This window comes from Pseudomonas azerbaijanoccidentalis (assembly GCF_019145495.1).
GTDB classification, from domain to species: Bacteria; Pseudomonadota; Gammaproteobacteria; order Pseudomonadales; family Pseudomonadaceae; genus Aquipseudomonas; species Aquipseudomonas azerbaijanoccidentalis.
The window spans coordinates 274,493-292,642 of sequence record NZ_JAHSTU010000010.1 but is presented as its reverse complement, the minus strand read 5'-3'; the positions used below and the strand labels follow the sequence as shown (position 1 = coordinate 292,642).

Annotated in this window: 14 protein-coding genes and 4 tRNA genes; all 18 read left to right on the top strand. The window is 55.1% G+C overall.

Annotation, left to right across the window (positions count from 1 at the left end; all coding sequences use genetic code 11):
* The first annotated feature begins 87 nt into the window (after positions 1-87).
* The 18 genes from birA to fusA all read left to right on the top strand — a co-directional run bounded on the left by birA (position 88) and on the right by fusA (position 18,124).
* The gene (birA, locus tag KVG88_RS27395) at positions 88-1,047 is read left to right on the top strand and encodes a bifunctional biotin--[acetyl-CoA-carboxylase] ligase/biotin operon repressor BirA (protein ID WP_217873255.1); all 960 of its coding nucleotides are present in this window, start codon (positions 88-90) and stop codon (positions 1,045-1,047) included.
* Complete coding sequence (locus tag KVG88_RS27390) at positions 1,037-1,786, top strand: pantothenate kinase (protein WP_150704933.1); 750 nt, start codon at positions 1,037-1,039, stop codon at positions 1,784-1,786. Before birA ends, KVG88_RS27390 begins: the two co-directional genes overlap by 11 nt.
* 7 nt (positions 1,787-1,793) lie before the next feature.
* The gene (locus KVG88_RS27385; protein ID WP_217873254.1) at positions 1,794-2,234 is read left to right on the top strand and encodes a hypothetical protein; all 441 of its coding nucleotides are present in this window, start codon (positions 1,794-1,796) and stop codon (positions 2,232-2,234) included.
* 143 nt (positions 2,235-2,377) lie between these two features.
* Positions 2,378-2,462, top strand: a tRNA-Tyr gene (locus tag KVG88_RS27380).
* 23 nt (positions 2,463-2,485) lie between these two features.
* Positions 2,486-2,559, top strand: a tRNA-Gly gene (locus KVG88_RS27375).
* A gap of 26 nt (positions 2,560-2,585) precedes the next feature.
* Positions 2,586-2,661, top strand: a tRNA-Thr gene (locus KVG88_RS27370).
* Between the two features lie 173 nt (positions 2,662-2,834).
* A tRNA-Trp gene (locus KVG88_RS27365) sits at positions 2,835-2,910 on the top strand.
* A gap of 45 nt (positions 2,911-2,955) precedes the next feature.
* On the top strand, positions 2,956-3,324 hold the full coding sequence (secE, locus tag KVG88_RS27360) for a preprotein translocase subunit SecE (protein WP_007896620.1): 369 nt from the start codon (positions 2,956-2,958) through the stop codon (positions 3,322-3,324).
* A gap of 9 nt (positions 3,325-3,333) precedes the next feature.
* Entirely contained in the window at positions 3,334-3,867 is a 534-nt protein-coding gene (gene nusG, locus KVG88_RS27355; RefSeq protein WP_007933727.1) for a transcription termination/antitermination protein NusG, read from the top strand.
* A 117-nt stretch (positions 3,868-3,984) separates the two neighbouring features.
* Positions 3,985-4,416, top strand: coding sequence for a 50S ribosomal protein L11 (gene rplK / locus KVG88_RS27350; RefSeq protein ID WP_007933726.1), 432 nt, complete (start codon positions 3,985-3,987; stop codon positions 4,414-4,416).
* The gene (gene rplA / locus KVG88_RS27345) at positions 4,416-5,111 is read left to right on the top strand and encodes a 50S ribosomal protein L1 (RefSeq protein WP_008041297.1); all 696 of its coding nucleotides are present in this window, start codon (positions 4,416-4,418) and stop codon (positions 5,109-5,111) included. The genes rplK and rplA overlap by 1 nt, the downstream gene beginning before the upstream one ends.
* Before the next feature lie 199 nt (positions 5,112-5,310).
* Positions 5,311-5,811, top strand: a complete 501-nt coding sequence (rplJ, locus tag KVG88_RS27340; RefSeq protein ID WP_007970413.1) for a 50S ribosomal protein L10 — start codon at positions 5,311-5,313, stop codon at positions 5,809-5,811.
* 75 nt (positions 5,812-5,886) lie between these two features.
* Positions 5,887-6,252 carry a 50S ribosomal protein L7/L12 gene (rplL, locus tag KVG88_RS27335; protein WP_056855887.1) on the top strand — a complete coding sequence of 122 codons (366 nt, stop codon included), beginning with the start codon at positions 5,887-5,889 and terminating at the stop codon, positions 6,250-6,252.
* A gap of 220 nt (positions 6,253-6,472) precedes the next feature.
* Positions 6,473-10,546 carry a DNA-directed RNA polymerase subunit beta gene (gene rpoB / locus KVG88_RS27330; protein ID WP_056855886.1) on the top strand — a complete coding sequence of 1,358 codons (4,074 nt, stop codon included), beginning with the start codon at positions 6,473-6,475 and terminating at the stop codon, positions 10,544-10,546.
* Between the two features lie 64 nt (positions 10,547-10,610).
* A complete protein-coding gene (gene rpoC / locus KVG88_RS27325) occupies positions 10,611-14,810 on the top strand; it encodes a DNA-directed RNA polymerase subunit beta' (protein ID WP_150704931.1) in 4,200 nt (1,399 codons plus the stop codon).
* 216 nt (positions 14,811-15,026) lie between these two features.
* Positions 15,027-15,398, top strand: coding sequence for a 30S ribosomal protein S12 (gene rpsL / locus KVG88_RS27320; protein ID WP_002555494.1), 372 nt, complete (start codon positions 15,027-15,029; stop codon positions 15,396-15,398).
* Positions 15,399-15,517: 119 nt separating this feature from the next.
* Positions 15,518-15,988 (top strand): 30S ribosomal protein S7, encoded by a 471-nt coding sequence (gene rpsG / locus KVG88_RS27315; protein ID WP_002555493.1) that lies wholly within the window; start codon positions 15,518-15,520, stop codon positions 15,986-15,988.
* A 30-nt stretch (positions 15,989-16,018) separates the two neighbouring features.
* Positions 16,019-18,124, top strand: coding sequence for an elongation factor G (fusA, locus tag KVG88_RS27310; protein ID WP_060541895.1), 2,106 nt, complete (start codon positions 16,019-16,021; stop codon positions 18,122-18,124).
* The last annotated feature ends 26 nt before the right edge of the window (positions 18,125-18,150 follow it).

Genomic DNA, 18,150 nt, shown 5'->3' with positions numbered 1-18,150 from the left:
TCCGCAGGAAAATCTGTCTACCTGGGTTTCTATGCAATTGCTCGGAGCGTGGCTATCATGCGGGCCTCATTGTGAGGCGAGACTTGCATGCTGACGTTGTTAAAGCTTCTTAAAGATGGCCGATTCCATTCGGGCCAAGCGCTTGGTGCTGCCCTTGGCGTCACCCGTAGCGCTGTGTGGAAACAGCTTCAGCATTTGGAGGCTGATCTAGGACTGTCCATTCATAAAGTTCGAGGTCGTGGCTATCAATTAGCGGCGCCATTGACCCTGCTTGATCCTGCTGAAGTCGGACGCTTTTCGCCTGCTTGTGAATGGCCTGTTCTGGTCTTCGATTCTATTGATTCCACCAATGCCGAAGCGCTGCGTGCGATAGAGCGGAACCAGATTGCGCCTTTTCTGGTGCTCGCCGAGCGGCAGACGGCGGGTCGTGGTCGGCGAGGGCGAAAGTGGGCCAGTCCGTTTGCGGAGAACGTTTACTTCAGCCTGGTGTTGCGCATTGAGGGTGGGATGCGCCAGTTGGAGGGGTTAAGCCTTGTCGTTGGGCTCGCTGTCATGCAGACGCTGCGTGAGTTAGGTATTTCCGGGGCGGGTTTGAAATGGCCGAACGACGTGTTGGTGGGGCAAAAGAAGATCGCCGGAATTCTGCTTGAGTTAGTAGGCGATCCGGCTGACGTCTGTCACGTAGTGCTGGGTGTTGGAATAAATGTAAACATGCAGATGACGGATGAAGTCGATCAGCAATGGACATCCATGCGCCTGGAGTCTGGCAAGGCATTTGATCGCAATCACCTGGTGGCAACGCTTGGGATAATGCTGCAGAAGTATCTCGCTCGTCATCAGTCTGAAGGCTTTTCCACTATCCAGGCTGAGTGGGAGCAAAATCACCTGTGGCAGGGGCGTGCGGTGTCATTGATTGCGGGTGTGAATCAGATTGATGGTGAGGTGCTGGGTATCGACAGTCAGGGTGCCTTGCGCTTGAAGGTGGGTGGTGTGGAAAAGGTCTTTAGTGGTGGTGAGCTGAGTCTGAGGTTGCGCAATGATTCTTGAGCTCGACTGCGGAAATAGTTTTATCAAGTGGCGTGTGCTCGAGCCGAATGCCCGGCTGGTGTTGGGTGGCGGGGTCGTGGATTCGGACCTGGCTTTACTCGCAGATTTGCAAGTAATCGAGGGGCTGGCTCTCAAGCATTGTCGGTTGGTCAGCGTAAGGACCTCTGAGGAGACCGGGGTGCTGATATCGCTACTCAAGGAGTCCTTCGAGGTATCAGTCGTTTGTGCCACGCCTGCGCGAGAAATGTCCGGTGTACGAAATGGCTATGAGGAGTTCGAGAAGCTAGGGCTTGATCGCTGGCTCGCGCTGCTTGGGGGATTTCACCTCGCGGGCGGCGCGTGCCTTGTATTGGATTTCGGTACTGCAGTCACGGCCGACTTCGTTGCGGTAGACGGAGAGCATCTCGGTGGGTTTATCTGTCCTGGCATGCCGTTGATGCGAAATCAGCTGCGCACCCATACCCGTAAAATTCGCTACGGCGATCTGGCAGCTGAACGTGCACTGGAGCACCTCGATCCTGGGCGTACAACAGTTGAAGCTGTCGAGCGCGGCTGCCTATTGATGCTTCGGGGGTTTGTGCTGACGCAGCTTGAATTGGCTCGGGGTCATTGGGGGGAAGACTTCGAGGTCTTCCTTACGGGTGGGGACGCAGGATTGGTCTCCGAAATCGTGCCTCAGGCCAAGGTCGTCCCTGATCTGGTGTTTGTCGGTTTGGCTATGGCGTGCCCTTTGGCTTGAGGTTCTTATGCGTTGGTTGTTTCTGCTGCTGCTTGTTCTCAATGTGTTTTATTACATATGGCATCAACAAGAGGCTCCGCTGCGTGCTAAAGATGTAACGCCTTTGAGTTTGTACCGAGGCTCGCAGCAGGATATTCGCCTGCTTAGCGAAACCGAGATCGCGTCAAAAGATAAAGAAAAGGCGGTCAAGAGTGATCCTGGCTGTCTTTATTTGGGTGGTTTCTCTCGTGAGGAGGCTGCTCAGGGTCTTGAGCGCAGGTTGACGGGCATGGAGGTCGGGTTTCAGGTGTTACCTCGGAGTGCCGCGCAATCCACCGGTTATTGGCTGCGAGTGGCCCCGGAGAGCCGGCGCTGGCTGGATGATCTCCAGCTGATAAACCTTTCTAAAGAATTCAATGAGTTAAAACATAAAATAATGCCTTGCGAGGGGGTTGCACCCATCGAATAGTTTGCATAGAATGGCGCCCGCTCCACAGCGAACACCGGGAACGGTTAGCGATGTGAGGCGAGGTCAGCGCAGCTAAGCTCAGGTTTTTAATGAGAAAAATGCTTGACAGAAGGCTGGCATGATGTAGAATGCCGGCTCGCTTAGGAGGGGTTCCCGAGCGGCCAAAGGGATCAGACTGTAAATCTGACGTCTACGACTTCGAAGGTTCGAATCCTTCCCCCTCCACCATTTTAGCGAGAGCTGTAAGCCTCGCGGGTATAGTTTAGTGGTAGAACCTCAGCCTTCCAAGCTGATGATGCGGGTTCGATTCCCGCTACCCGCTCCAAGTTTACAGGTTTTGCACAGTGTTACGCTCTTGTAGCTCAGTTGGTAGAGCACACCCTTGGTAAGGGTGAGGTCAGCGGTTCAAATCCGCTCAAGAGCTCCATATAACAAGGCAGATATGAAAATATCTGCCTTTGTTTTAAGGGCTTCAGATTGCAGTTGGTCGTGCCGCAAGGGCGATCAGGTCGTTAGTGCCGGAGTTGCAGCCTGGGCCTCAGAGTAAAATGTTGTAAAGTCTTCTTCAGGCCGGCATAATGGTCGGCCTGATTTTGTTTTAGGTCAGTAGCTCAATTGGCAGAGCGACGGTCTCCAAAACCGTAGGTTGGGGGTTCGATTCCCTCCTGACCTGCCAGATTCACTCGGTGTGTCTGGCTTTCTTTTCACAGGATCTTCATAGATGACTCCTAAAGCTGAAGCTCAAGGCTCTCGCTTCGATCTGCTCAAGTGGCTAGTGGTAGTCGCTTTGGTGGTTGTTGGCGTTGTTGGTAATCAGTATTACTCTGCTTCGCCGATCCTGTACCGCGTACTCGCATTGCTTGTGATTGCTGCTGTAGCTGCCTTTGTAGGCCTGCAGACAGTTAAGGGCAAGTCTTTCTTCGTACTGGTTAAGGAAGCGCGCACCGAGATTCGTAAAGTCGTATGGCCAACTCGCCAAGAAACCACGCAGACCACATTGATTGTAGTGGCTGTTGTTCTGGTTATGGCGTTGCTGTTGTGGGGTCTTGATTCCCTGCTCGGCTGGCTTGTCTCCTTGATTGTCGGCTAAGGGTGTCCCGTGGCTAAGCGTTGGTATGTTGTGCATGCTTACTCGGGTTACGAGAAGCATGTCATGCGTTCGTTGATCGAGCGCGTAAAGCTGGCTGGCATGGAAGATGGCTTCGGCGAGATTCTGGTTCCCACTGAAGAAGTGGTTGAAATGCGTAACGGCCAGAAGCGCAAAAGCGAACGCAAGTTCTTCCCTGGCTATGTGCTTGTCCAGATGGATATGAACGAGGGTACTTGGCACTTGGTCAAGGATACTCCTCGCGTGATGGGTTTCATCGGTGGTACCGCTGATAAACCTGCGCCGATTACTGATAAAGAAGCAGAAGCGATTCTGCGTCGCGTCGCTGACGGTAGCGATAAGCCTAAGCCGAAGACGTTGTTCGAGCCGGGCGAGTCGGTGCGTGTTAACGATGGTCCGTTTGCCGATTTCACCGGTACGGTCGAAGAAGTTAACTACGAAAAGAGCCGGATCCAGGTCGCAGTGCTCATTTTCGGACGCTCTACTCCGGTAGAGTTGGAGTTCAGTCAGGTCGAAAAGGTCTAGCTGAGCAAGCATCCCAACCCCGCAGCCTTAAGCTGTGGGGTTTTGTCGTCACTGGGATAAACGCGCAAGTAACCGGGGAGCCTTTCGAGGCGTTTGAACCCGTAATTGGAGTGCCTCATGGCCAAGAAGATTACCGCTTACATCAAGCTGCAAGTGAAGGCCGCTCAGGCTAACCCAAGCCCACCTGTTGGTCCTGCTCTGGGTCAGCACGGCGTGAACATCATGGAATTCTGCAAGGCTTTCAACGCCCGTACTCAGGGTCTTGAGCCAGGTCTGCCGACTCCAGTGATCATCACTGTCTACAGCGACCGTAGCTTCACTTTCGAAACCAAATCCACCCCTGCTTCGGTTCTGCTGAAGAAGGCGGCCGGTCTGACCAGCGGTTCCGCTCGTCCGAACACCGTTAAGGTTGGCACTGTAACTCGTGCTCAGCTGGAAGAGATCGCGAAAACCAAGAACGCGGATCTGACTGCAGCTGATATGGAAGCAGCCGTGCGTACCATCGCCGGTTCTGCTCGTAGCATGGGCCTTAACGTGGAGGGTGTGTAATGGCTAAGCTGACCAAGCGTCAAAAGGCTATCGCCGGCAAAATCGAAGCAGGCAAGTCCTACAACTTTGTAGACGCTGCTGCCCTGCTGGCTGAGCTGTCGACTGTCAAGTTCAGCGAGTCGTTCGACGTTGCTGTGAACCTGGGTGTTGACCCGCGTAAATCCGACCAGGTTGTTCGTAGCGCTACTGTGCTGCCACACGGCACTGGCAAGACCGTTCGCGTTGCTGTGTTCACCCAGGGTCCAGCTGCTGAAGCCGCTCTGGCTGCCGGCGCTGACCGTGTAGGCATGGACGACCTGGCTGCCGAAATGAAAGGCGGCGACCTGAACTATGACGTAGTTATCGCATCCCCGGATGCAATGCGCGTTGTAGGTCAGTTGGGTCAGATCCTCGGTCCACGTGGCCTGATGCCTAACCCTAAAGTCGGCACCGTAACTCCAGACGTAGCTACCGCGGTTAAAAACGCCAAGGCTGGTCAGGTTCGTTATCGCACCGACAAAAACGGCATCATCCACACTTCCGTTGGCAAGATCGGCTTCGACGCCGTCAAGCTGAAGGAAAACGTTGAAGCCCTGATCGCTGATCTGAAGCGTATCAAGCCAGCTTCCTCGAAAGGCATCTACGTTAAGCGCGTTACCCTGAGCACCACTATGGGCCCAGGTCTGGTCATCGACCAAAGCTCGCTCGACGCGTAAGACACAAATTGGCGCAAGCGATTGCGCCAATTGAAAAAATTGGGGTCCCTGCCTGGCGGGGGCTATCCAAGACCGTAGGCGACGCAAGTCTTAAACCACAAGCCTACGCAGATGGTGCTCCCGGTTCCTTACCGAATCAGACACCAAAACGACATCCGGTTTCGACCAGATGAAACGGTAACAAGCAGGAGTTAAACCCGTGGCAATTAAACTCGAAGACAAGAAGGCCATCGTCGCTGAAGTCAACGAGGCTGCCAAAGTCGCTCTGTCCGCTGTCGTGGCTGATGCCCGTGGCGTAACAGTAGGCGCGATGACCGGACTCCGTAAAGAGGCTCGTGAAGCTGGCGTTTATGTACGTGTTGTACGTAACACCCTGCTCAAGCGCGCTGTTGCTGACACTGAATTCAGTGTCCTCAACGACGTGTTCACTGGCCCTACCCTGATTGCATTCTCCAAAGAACATCCTGGCGCTGCTGCCCGGATCTTCAAAGAGTTCGCAAAGGGTCAGGACAAGTTCGAGATCAAGGCAGCTGCGTTCGAGGGCAAGTTCCTCGCAGCTAACCAAATCGACGTACTGGCAACTCTGCCGACCCGTGACGAAGCAATTTCTCAGCTGATGAGCGTGATTCAAGGCGCTACCAGCAAATTGGCTCGTACTCTGGCGGCAATTCGCGACCAGAAAGAAGCTGCTGCAGCCTAAGGCTCGTCAACTTCTCGCGTTTTTTGTTTTTTTCGATGGTCGCGTAGGCCGTCCCCAATATCAGGAATTAGATTCATGTCTATCTCTCAGAACGATATCCTTGAAGCAGTTGGCAACATGTCCGTAATGGAAGTTGTTGAGCTGATCAAAGCTTTCGAAGAAAAATTCGGCGTTACCGCTGCTGCTGCATCGGCTGGTCCAGCTGCTGCTGCCGCCGTTGTTGAAGAGCAAACTGAATTCAACGTCATGCTGACCGAAGCTGGCGAGAAGAAAGTTAACGTGATCAAGGCAGTTCGTGAACTGACCGGTCTGGGCCTGAAAGAAGCCAAGGCTGTAGTTGACGGCGCTCCTGCCATGGTTCTGGAAGCTGTTGCCAAAGACGCAGCTGACAAAGCCAAAGCAGCTCTGGAAGAAGCAGGCGCTAAAGTCGAGCTGAAGTAAGCATCGACTTTGCTCCTCCAGCCCGAGCGTTAAGCGACAGGCTGATGGCTGGTGGCTCTTGCCACCGGCCTTTTTCCGTTATTGGCAGCCGACTGGGTCGGTGCTGATACCGTGCTGTAACCACCCGATGCGGTGGCGCAAACCATGGGGTTTGCACGATTTTCTGGCTGCTCCCGTCGGGAGGGGCCAAACAAGCAGGTGACCAAGCTGGGGAACGCTGATGGCTTACTCATATACTGAGAAAAAACGTATCCGCAAGGACTTTAGCAAGTTGCCGGACGTCATGGATGTGCCGTACCTCCTGGCCATCCAGCTGGATTCGTATCGTGAATTCTTGCAAGCGGGAGCGACTAAAGATCAGTTCCGCGACGTGGGCCTGCATGCGGCCTTCAAATCCGTTTTCCCGATCATCAGCTACTCCGGCAATGCTGCGCTGGAGTACGTCGGATATCGTCTGGGCGAACCGGCATTTGATGTCAAAGAATGCGTATTGCGCGGTGTAACTTACGCCGTACCTTTGCGGGTAAAAGTGCGCCTGATCATTTTCGACAAAGAATCGTCGAACAAAGCGATCAAGGACATCAAAGAGCAAGAAGTCTACATGGGTGAAATCCCCCTGATGACTGAGAACGGTACCTTCGTAATTAACGGTACCGAGCGTGTAATCGTTTCCCAGCTGCACCGTTCCCCGGGCGTGTTCTTCGACCACGACCGTGGCAAGACGCACAGCTCCGGTAAACTGCTGTACTCCGCGCGCATCATTCCTTACCGCGGTTCGTGGCTGGACTTCGAGTTCGACCCGAAAGACTGCGTATTCGTGCGTATCGACCGTCGTCGCAAGCTGCCTGCATCGGTACTGCTGCGCGCGCTCGGCTATACCACCGAGGAAGTGCTGGACGCGTTCTACACCACCAACGTATTCCATGTGAAAGGCGAGAACCTCAGCCTGGAACTGGTACCTCAGCGTCTGCGTGGTGAAATCGCGGTTCTGGATATCCAGGACGACAAAGGCAAGGTTATTGTCGAGCAGGGTCGTCGTATCACCGCTCGCCACATTAACCAGCTGGAAAAAGCCGGGATCAAAGAGCTGGAAGTGCCGCTGGACTACGTCCTGGGTCGCACTACCGCCAAGGTCATCGTGCATCCGGCAACCGGCGAAATCCTGGCAGAGTGCAACACCGAACTGAACACCGAGATCCTGGCGAAAATCGCCAAGGCCGGCGTCGTTCGCATCGAAACTCTGTACACCAACGACATCGATTGCGGTCCGTTCGTTTCCGACACTCTGAAGATCGACTCCACCAGCAACCAATTGGAAGCGCTGGTCGAAATCTATCGCATGATGCGTCCTGGCGAGCCGCCAACCAAAGACGCAGCCGAAACCCTGTTCAACAACCTGTTCTTCAGCCCTGAGCGCTATGACCTGTCTGCGGTCGGCCGGATGAAGTTCAACCGTCGTATCGGTCGTACCGAGATCGAAGGTTCGGGCGTGCTGTGCAAGGAAGACATCGTCGCGGTACTGAAGACTTTGGTCGACATCCGTAACGGTAAAGGCATCGTCGATGACATCGACCACTTGGGTAACCGTCGTGTTCGCTGCGTAGGCGAAATGGCCGAGAACCAGTTCCGCGTTGGCCTGGTGCGTGTTGAGCGTGCGGTCAAAGAGCGTCTGTCGATGGCGGAAAGCGAAGGCCTGATGCCGCAAGACCTGATCAACGCCAAGCCAGTGGCTGCGGCGGTGAAGGAGTTCTTCGGTTCCAGCCAGCTTTCCCAGTTCATGGACCAGAACAACCCGCTGTCCGAGATCACCCACAAGCGTCGTGTCTCTGCACTCGGCCCTGGCGGTTTGACTCGTGAGCGTGCTGGCTTTGAAGTCCGTGACGTACACCCGACTCACTACGGTCGTGTATGCCCGATTGAAACGCCGGAAGGTCCGAACATCGGTCTGATCAACTCCCTGGCTGCCTATGCGCGCACCAACCAGTACGGCTTCCTCGAGAGCCCGTACCGTGTGGTGAAAGACGCTCTGGTCACCGACGAGATCGTTTTCCTGTCCGCCATCGAAGAAGCTGATCACGTGATCGCTCAGGCTTCGGCCACGATGAACGACAAGAAAGTCCTGATCGACGAGCTGGTAGCTGTTCGTCACTTGAACGAATTCACCGTTAAGGCGCCGGAAGACGTCACCTTGATGGACGTATCGCCGAAGCAGGTAGTTTCGGTTGCTGCGTCGCTGATTCCGTTCCTCGAGCACGACGACGCCAACCGTGCGTTGATGGGTTCGAACATGCAGCGTCAAGCTGTACCAACCCTGCGCGCTGACAAGCCGCTGGTAGGTACTGGCATGGAGCGTAACGTAGCCCGTGACTCCGGCGTTTGCGTCGTGGCTCGTCGTGGCGGCGTGATCGATTCCGTCGACGCCAGCCGAATCGTGGTTCGTGTTGCTGATGATGAAGTTGAAACCGGTGAAGCCGGTGTCGACATCTACAACCTGACCAAGTACACCCGCTCCAACCAGAACACCTGCATCAACCAGCGTCCGCTGGTGCGTAAAGGTGATCGGGTTCAGCGCAGTGACATCATGGCCGACGGCCCGTCCACCGACATGGGTGAACTGGCACTGGGCCAGAACATGCGCATCGCGTTCATGGCATGGAACGGCTTCAACTTCGAAGACTCCATCTGCCTGTCCGAGCGTGTTGTTCAAGAAGACCGTTTCACCACGATCCACATCCAGGAACTGACCTGTGTGGCACGTGACACCAAGCTTGGCCCAGAGGAAATCACTGCCGACATCCCTAACGTGGGTGAAGCGGCACTGAACAAGCTGGACGAAGCCGGTATCGTTTACGTAGGTGCTGAAGTAGGCGCAGGCGACATCCTGGTGGGCAAGGTCACTCCGAAAGGCGAGACCCAGCTGACTCCGGAAGAAAAACTGCTGCGTGCAATCTTCGGTGAAAAAGCCAGCGACGTTAAAGACACCTCCCTGCGTGTACCTACCGGTACCAAAGGTACTGTCATCGACGTACAGGTCTTCACCCGCGATGGCGTTGAGCGTGATGCTCGTGCACTGTCGATCGAGAAGTCCCAGCTGGACGAGATCCGCAAGGACCTGAACGAAGAGTTCCGTATCGTTGAAGGTGCTACTTTCGAACGTCTGCGTTCCGCTCTGGTCGGCCACAAAGCCGAAGGCGGCGCCGGTCTGAAGAAAGGCCAGGACATCACCGACGAAGTTCTCGACGGTCTTGAGCACGGCCAGTGGTTCAAACTGCGCATGGCTGAAGATGCTCTGAACGAGCAGCTCGAGAAGGCTCAGGCCTACATCGTTGATCGTCGCCGCTTGCTGGACGACAAGTTCGAAGACAAGAAGCGCAAACTGCAGCAGGGCGATGACCTGGCTCCAGGCGTGCTGAAAATCGTCAAGGTTTACCTGGCAATCCGTCGCCGCATCCAGCCGGGCGACAAGATGGCCGGTCGTCACGGTAACAAAGGTGTGGTCTCCGTGATCATGCCGGTTGAAGACATGCCGCACGATGCCAATGGCACCCCGGTCGACGTCGTCCTCAACCCGTTGGGCGTACCTTCGCGTATGAACGTCGGTCAGATCCTTGAAACCCACCTGGGCCTCGCGGCCAAAGGCCTGGGCGAGAAGATCAACCGCATGGTTGAAGAGCAGCGTAAAGTTGCCGAGCTGCGTAAATTCCTGCACGAGATCTACAACGAGATCGGCGGTCGTCAGGAAAGCCTCGATGACTTCTCAGACCAGGAAATCCTGGATCTGGCTCAAAACCTGCGTGGCGGCGTTCCGATGGCCACTCCAGTGTTCGACGGCGCCAAGGAAAGCGAAATCAAGGCCATGCTGAAGCTGGCAGACCTGCCAGAAAGCGGCCAGATGCAGCTGACCGACGGCCGTACCGGCAACAAGTTCGAGCGCCCGGTTACCGTTGGCTACATGTACATGCTGAAGCTGAACCACTTGGTAGACGACAAGATGCACGCTCGTTCTACCGGTTCGTACAGCCTGGTTACCCAGCAGCCGCTGGGTGGTAAGGCGCAGTTCGGTGGTCAGCGTTTCGGGGAGATGGAGGTCTGGGCACTGGAAGCATACGGTGCTGCTTACACTCTGCAAGAAATGCTCACAGTGAAGTCGGACGATGTGAACGGCCGTACCAAGATGTACAAAAACATCGTGGATGGCGATCACCGTATGGAGCCGGGCATGCCCGAGTCCTTCAACGTGTTGATCAAGGAAATTCGTTCCCTCGGCATCGATATCGATCTGGAAACCGAATAACACGTGACGCGAATCGAGAGCGGGGCAGGATTGCCCGCTCTCTGCTCCGCCAGGAGGAAAGGCCTTGAAAGACCTACTGAATTTGCTGAAAAACCAGGGTCAAGTCGAAGAGTTCGACGCCATCCGTATCGGATTGGCATCGCCTGAGATGATCCGTTCGTGGTCGTTCGGTGAAGTTAAAAAGCCGGAAACCATCAACTACCGTACGTTCAAACCTGAGCGTGACGGCCTGTTCTGCGCCAAGATCTTTGGCCCGGTAAAGGATTACGAGTGCCTGTGCGGTAAGTACAAGCGCTTGAAGCATCGTGGCGTAATCTGCGAGAAGTGCGGCGTTGAAGTTGCACTGGCAAAAGTTCGTCGTGAGCGCATGGCGCACATCGAGCTGGCCTCGCCTGTTGCCCACATCTGGTTCCTGAAATCGCTGCCGTCCCGTATCGGCTTGCTGATGGACATGACCCTGCGTGATATCGAGCGCGTTCTCTACTTCGAGAGCTATGTCGTTATCGATCCAGGCATGACCACCCTTGAAAAAGGTCAGCTGCTGAACGACGAGCAGTACTTCGAAGCGCTGGAAGAGTTCGGCGACGATTTCGATGCCCGTATGGGTGCCGAAGCTGTCCGTGAACTGCTGCACGCTATCGACCTGGAACACGAGATTGGTCGCCTGCGTGAAGAAATTCCGCAAACCAACTCCGAAACCAAAATCAAGAAGCTGTCCAAGCGTCTGAAGTTGATGGAAGCCTTCCAGGGTTCCGGCAACCTTCCAGAATGGATGGTGCTGACCGTTCTGCCGGTTCTGCCGCCAGATCTGCGTCCACTGGTCCCGCTGGATGGCGGTCGCTTCGCGACTTCCGACCTCAACGATCTGTATCGTCGAGTGATCAACCGTAACAACCGTTTGAAGCGCCTGCTGGATCTGTCCGCTCCGGACATCATCGTGCGCAACGAAAAGCGTATGTTGCAGGAAGCTGTCGACGCACTGCTCGATAACGGTCGTCGTGGCCGCGCTATCACCGGTTCCAACAAGCGTCCTCTGAAATCCCTGGCTGACATGATCAAGGGTAAGCAGGGTCGTTTCCGTCAGAACTTGCTCGGTAAGCGTGTTGACTACTCCGGTCGTTCGGTAATTACCGTAGGCCCGACCCTGCGTCTGCACCAGTGCGGTCTGCCGAAGAAGATGGCTCTCGAGCTGTTCAAGCCGTTCATTTTCGGCAAGCTGGAAATGCGTGGTCTCGCGACCACCATCAAAGCTGCCAAGAAGATGGTCGAGCGCGAGCTGCCAGAGGTTTGGGACGTTCTCGCTGAAGTGATTCGCGAACACCCGGTTCTTCTCAACCGTGCACCGACCCTTCACCGTCTGGGCATCCAGGCGTTTGAACCGGTACTGATCGAAGGTAAGGCTATCCAGCTGCACCCTCTGGTCTGCGCCGCGTACAACGCCGACTTCGACGGCGACCAAATGGCCGTGCACGTACCGCTGACGCTGGAAGCCCAGCTCGAAGCGCGTGCGTTGATGATGTCGACCAACAACATTCTGTCGCCAGCCAACGGTGAGCCAATCATCGTTCCGTCGCAGGACGTTGTATTGGGTCTGTACTACATGACTCGTGAAGCGATCAACGCCAAGGGCGAAGGTCGTGTGTTTGCGGATCTGCAGGAAGTTGACCGTGTGTTCCGTGCCGGCGAAGCCGCACTGCACGCCAAGGTCAAAGTGCGGATCAACGAAACCGTCAACGACCGTGATGGCGGCAGCGTGAGCAACACCCGTATCGTCGACACCACTGTCGGCCGTGCGCTGTTGTTCCAGGTTGTGCCAAAAGGTCTGTCGTACGACGTCGTCAACCTGCCGATGAAGAAAAAGGCGATCTCCAAGCTGATCAACCAGTGCTACCGCGTGGTTGGTTTGAAAGAGACCGTGATCTTCGCTGACCAGTTGATGTACACCGGTTTTGCTTATTCGACCATTTCCGGCGTTTCCATCGGTGTTAACGACTTCGTTATCCCGGATGAAAAAGCCCGCATCATCAATGCTGCTACTGATGAAGTGAAAGAGATCGAAAGCCAGTACGCCTCCGGCCTGGTAACCCAGGGCGAGAAGTACAACAAAGTAATCGACCTTTGGTCCAAGGCGAACGACGAAGTTTCCAAGGCGATGATGGCCAACCTCTCGAAAGAGAAAGTCATCGACCGTCATGGCGTCGAAGTCGACCAAGAGTCTTTCAACTCGATGTACATGATGGCCGACTCGGGTGCACGGGGTTCTGCTGCGCAGATCCGTCAGCTCGCCGGTATGCGTGGCCTGATGGCCAAGCCGGACGGCTCCATCATTGAAACGCCGATTACTGCGAACTTCCGTGAAGGTTTGAGCGTACTTCAGTACTTCATCTCCACTCACGGTGCTCGTAAAGGTCTGGCGGATACCGCGTTGAAAACGGCTAACTCCGGTTACCTGACTCGTCGTCTGGTTGACGTTGCACAAGATCTGGTTGTAACCGAGATCGATTGCGGCACCGAGCACGGCCTGCTGATGACTCCGCACATTGAAGGCGGTGACGTTGTAGAGCCGCTGGGTGAGCGCGTATTGGGTCGTGTTATCGCCCGTGACGTATTCAAGCCAGGTACCGAGGACGTCATCGTTCCTGCCGGCACTCTGGTAGACGAGAAGTGGGTCGAGTTCATCGAGCTGAATAGCATCGACGAAGTGATCGTGCGTTCGCCGATCAGCTGCGAAACCCGCTACGGCATCTGCGCCAAATGCTACGGCCGTGACTTGGCTCGTGGTCACCAGGTGAACATCGGTGAAGCGGTTGGCGTTATCGCTGCCCAGTCCATCGGTGAGCCGGGTACCCAGCTGACGATGCGTACGTTCCACATCGGTGGTGCGGCAAGCCGGACCTCCGCTGCTGACAGCGTTCAGGTGAAGAATGGCGGTACCGTCCGTCTGCACAACCTGAAGCACGTTGAGCGAGTGGATGGTCACCTGGTGGCTGTGTCCCGTTCCGGTGAGCTGGCCATCGCTGATGACTTCGGTCGTGAGCGTGAGCGTTACAAGCTGCCATACGGTGCCGTGATTTCGGTTAAAGAAGGTGACAAGGTCGACGCTGGCGCAATCGTGGCCAAGTGGGATCCGCACACTCACCCGATCGTTACCGAAATGAAAGGTACCGTGACCTACGTGGGCATGGAAGAAGGCATCACGATCAAGCGTCAGACTGACGAATTGACCGGTATGACCAACATTGAAGTACTCGACGCCAAAGATCGTCCAGCTGCGGGTAAAGACATCCGTCCTGCCGTGAAGATGGTCGACGACAACGGCAAGGATCTGTTGCTGCCAGGCACTGACGTTATCGCTCAGTACTTCCTGCCAGCCAACGCCCTGGTCGGTGTTGCGGACGGTGCGAAGATTGCGATCGGTGATGTTATCGCTCGTATTCCGCAAGAAACTTCGAAGACCCGTGACATCACCGGTGGTCTGCCGCGTGTTGCCGACTTGTTCGAAGCTCGTCGTCCGAAAGAAGCGTCGATTTTGGCTGAAGTCAGTGGCACCATCGCGTTCGGTAAAGAGACCAAAGGCAAGCGCCGTCTGGTTATCACCCCGAACGACGGTAGCGATCCGTATGAAGAGCTGATTCCGAAGTGGCGTCACCTGAACGTCTTCGAAGGCGAACAAGTGAACCGCGGCGAAGTTATCTCCGACGGTCCAAGCGATCCACACGACATCCTGCGTCTGCTGGGTGTGAGTGCGCTGGCCAAGTACATCGTTAACGAGATCCAGGACGTTTACCGTCTGCAAGGCGTGAAGATCAACGATAAGCACATCGAGACCATCCTGCGTCAGATGCTGCGTAAAGTTGAAATCGCTGAATCCGGCGATTCCAGTTTCATCAAGGGCGACCAGATGGAATTGACTCACGTTCTGGTAGAGAACGAGCGTTTGAGCGGCGAAGACAAATTTGTCTCCAAGTTCACTCGCGTTCTGCTGGGTATCACCAAGGCGTCGTTGTCCACCGAATCGTTCATCTCGGCGGCTTCCTTCCAGGAAACCACCCGTGTACTGACCGAAGCGGCGGTAACCGGCAAGCGCGACTACCTGCGCGGCCTGAAAGAAAACGTGGTCGTGGGTCGTCTGATCCCGGCTGGTACCGGCCTGGCTTATCACAGCGAGCGTAAGCGTCGTCGTGACGCCGACAAGCCGTTGCGCGTAAGCGCCAGTGAAGTGGAAGCTGCACTGACCGAAGCGCTGAACTCTAGCGGTAACTGAGTTCTGCGATAAATGAGCGTAAGGCCCTGGCAGCTCCGTTCATCGAATCAAGACAATTTGTCGAGGTTGGATGAACGGGGAGGTCGGGGCCTTGCCTTGACTGGGGACAAGATCCTCTTTAGACTCTTGTACCCCTAAATTTGGCAGGGATTCATTCCTGCCATTTTGCTTTTCTTGCAAGACAATAGCGTCGCAAGACAACAGTGGAGCTAGTAGATGGCAACTATCAACCAGCTGGTACGTCAGCCGCGTAAGCGTATCGTCGAGAAATCCGACGTGCCTGCGCTGCAGAACTGCCCGCAACGTCGTGGCGTGTGCACCCGTGTGTATACCACTACGCCGAAAAAACCTAACTCGGCACTGCGTAAAGTATGCCGTGTGCGTCTGACCAACGGTTTCGAGGTTTCCTCGTACATCGGTGGTGAAGGCCACAACCTGCAAGAGCACAGCGTGGTACTGATCCGCGGCGGTCGTGTAAAAGACTTGCCAGGTGTTCGTTACCACACCGTACGCGGTTCTTTGGATACTTCCGGCGTTAAAGGTCGTAACCAGGGTCGTTCGAAGTACGGTACCAAGAAGCCTAAGTAGTAGCGGCTTTTTGTAAGAACTGATTTTCTATTTTTCTGAGTCGATAAGAGTAAGGTCGGAGGCGTCCCTTCAAGGGCACCGATTCCGAGCGAACCTGAAGACCGTTTGAGGGCTTATCCATGCCAAGAAGACGCGTAGCAGCCAAGCGCGAAGTGCTTGACGATCCAAAATACGGAAGCCAAATCCTGGCGAAGTTCATGAACCACGTAATGGAAAGCGGCAAGAAAGCCGTTGCCGAGCGTATCGTTTATGGCGCGCTGGAAAAGGTTAAAGAACGCAAGAACAGCGACCCCCTGGAAATCTTCGAGAAAGCTCTCGACGCCATCGCTCCGCTGGTCGAAGTAAAGTCGCGCCGTGTAGGCGGTGCTACTTACCAGGTTCCGGTTGAAGTTCGTCCGTCCCGTCGTAACGCTCTGGCAATGCGCTGGTTGGTAGACTTCGCCCGTAAGCGCGGCGAGAAGTCTATGGCTCTGCGTTTGGCTGGCGAACTGTTGGACGCCGCCGAAGGTAAAGGTGCTGCAGTTAAGAAGCGTGAAGACGTGCACCGTATGGCTGAAGCTAACAAAGCTTTCTCGCACTACCGCTTCTAATTTTAGCGTCACTAATTTTGCGAGGGCTTTATGGCTCGTACTACACCGATTAATCGCTACCGTAACATTGGTATCGTTGCTCACGTGGATGCTGGTAAAACCACCACCACCGAGCGCGTCCTTTTTTACACTGGCAAAAGTCACAAGATGGGCGAGGTGCATGACGGCGCCGCGACCACAGACTGGATGGTTCAGGAGCAGGAGCGTGGTATTACCATTACTTCTGCTGCTATTACCGCCTTCTGGCAGGGTTCTGCGAAGCAGCACAAGGACCAATACCGCTTCAACGTCATCGATACCCCGGGTCACGTAGACTTCACTATTGAAGTTGAGCGTTCCCTGCGTGTACTCGACGGCGCTGTCGTTGTGTTCTGTGGTACTTCCGGTGTTGAGCCTCAGTCCGAAACCGTATGGCGTCAAGCCAACAAATACGGTGTTCCACGTATCGTTTACGTGAACAAAATGGACCGTGCCGGCGCGAACTTCCTGCGCGTGATCGCTCAGATCAAGCAGCGCCTGGGTCACACCCCGGTGCCTATCCAGTTGGCTATCGGTTCCGAAGACAACTTCCAGGGTCAGATCGATCTGATGACCATGGAAGCGGTTTACTGGAATGATGCTGACAAAGGCATGACTCCGCGTCGCGAAGCTATCCCTGCTGAATTGCAGGAGCTGGCTGAAGAGTGGCGCAGCAACATGGTTGAGGCTGCGGCTGAAGCCAGCGAAGAGCTGATGAACAAGTACCTCGAGGGTGAAGAGCTCACCATCGAGGAAATCAAGGCCGCTCTGCGTCAGCGTACTATCGCTGGTGAGATCGTTCTGGCTGTTTGCGGTTCTTCCTTCAAGAACAAGGGTGTTCCCCTGGTTCTCGACGCCGTTATCGACTACCTGCCGGCTCCTGTCGACATTCCTGCTATCAAGGGTTCCAACCCTGATAACGAGGAAGAAGAGATGGAGCGTCATGCAGACGACAACGAGCCGTTCTCGGCTTTGGCGTTCAAGATCGCTACCGACCCATTCGTGGGTACTTTGACCTTCGTCCGCGTTTACTCGGGCGTGTTGGCATCCGGCGACGGCGTGATCAACTCGGTTAAAGGCAAGAAAGAGCGCGTGGGTCGTATGGTGCAAATGCACGCAAACGCCCGTGAAGAAATCAAGGAAGTACGCGCTGGTGACATCGCGGCCTTGATCGGCATGAAGGACGTCACCACTGGTGAAACTTTGTGCAACGCTGACAAGCCAATCATCCTGGTTCGCATGGACTTCCCGGAGCCGGTTATTTCGGTTGCCGTTGAGCCTAAGACCAAGGATGACCAGGAAAAAATGGGTATCGCTCTGGGCAAACTTGCTCAGGAAGACCCGTCTTTCCGCGTCAAAACTGATGAAGAGACTGGTCAAACGATCATCTCTGGCATGGGCGAGCTGCACCTGGACATCCTGGTTGACCGGATGCGCCGTGAGTTCAACGTCGAAGCCAACATCGGTAAGCCTCAGGTTTCGTATCGTGAGCGCATCACGAAGAATTGCGAAATCGAAGGCAAGTTCGTTCGTCAGTCCGGCGGTCGTGGCCAGTTCGGCCATTGCTGGATCCGTTTTGCTCCTGCTGACGAAGGTCAGGAAGGTCTGCAATTCGTGAACGAAGTAGTGGGTGGTGTGGTTCCTAAGGAATACATCCCGGCTATCCAGAAGGGTATCGAAGAGCAGATGAAGAACGGCGTAGTTGCCGGCTATCCGCTGATCGGCCTGAAGGCTACCGTGTTTGATGGTTCTTACCACGACGTCGACTCGAACGAGATGGCGTTTAAGGTGGCTGCTTCCATGGCGACCAAGCAACTGGCCCAGAAGGGCGGTGGTGAGTTGCTTGAGCCGATCATGGCGGTAGAGGTTGTTACGCCTGAAGACTATATGGGTGACGTGATGGGCGACCTTAACCGTCGTCGCGGCATGATTCTGGGTATGGAAGACACGGTTTCCGGTAAGGTGATTCGTGCTGAAGTTCCGTTGGGCGAGATGTTCGGTTATGCGACCGACGTTCGTTCGATGTCCCAGGGTCGCGCAAGCTACTCTATGGAATTCAAAAAATACAATACGGCTCCGTCGCACATCGTCGAAACCGTTACCAAAAAACAAGGCTGATTCAGTCCTTTAGGCAAGGAGTTAAT

Coding starts and splice junctions, on each gene's coding strand:
- birA (WP_217873255.1), top strand. CDS start 88: ATGCTGACGTTGTTAAAGCTTCTTAAAGATGGCCGATTCCATTCGGGC.
- KVG88_RS27390 (WP_150704933.1), top strand. CDS start 1,037: ATGATTCTTGAGCTCGACTGCGGAAATAGTTTTATCAAGTGGCGTGTG.
- KVG88_RS27385 (WP_217873254.1), top strand. CDS start 1,794: ATGCGTTGGTTGTTTCTGCTGCTGCTTGTTCTCAATGTGTTTTATTAC.
- secE (WP_007896620.1), top strand. CDS start 2,956: ATGACTCCTAAAGCTGAAGCTCAAGGCTCTCGCTTCGATCTGCTCAAG.
- rplK (WP_007933726.1), top strand. CDS start 3,985: ATGGCCAAGAAGATTACCGCTTACATCAAGCTGCAAGTGAAGGCCGCT.
- rplA (WP_008041297.1), top strand. CDS start 4,416: ATGGCTAAGCTGACCAAGCGTCAAAAGGCTATCGCCGGCAAAATCGAA.
- rplL (WP_056855887.1), top strand. CDS start 5,887: ATGTCTATCTCTCAGAACGATATCCTTGAAGCAGTTGGCAACATGTCC.
- rpoB (WP_056855886.1), top strand. CDS start 6,473: ATGGCTTACTCATATACTGAGAAAAAACGTATCCGCAAGGACTTTAGC.
- rpsL (WP_002555494.1), top strand. CDS start 15,027: ATGGCAACTATCAACCAGCTGGTACGTCAGCCGCGTAAGCGTATCGTC.
- rpsG (WP_002555493.1), top strand. CDS start 15,518: ATGCCAAGAAGACGCGTAGCAGCCAAGCGCGAAGTGCTTGACGATCCA.
- fusA (WP_060541895.1), top strand. CDS start 16,019: ATGGCTCGTACTACACCGATTAATCGCTACCGTAACATTGGTATCGTT.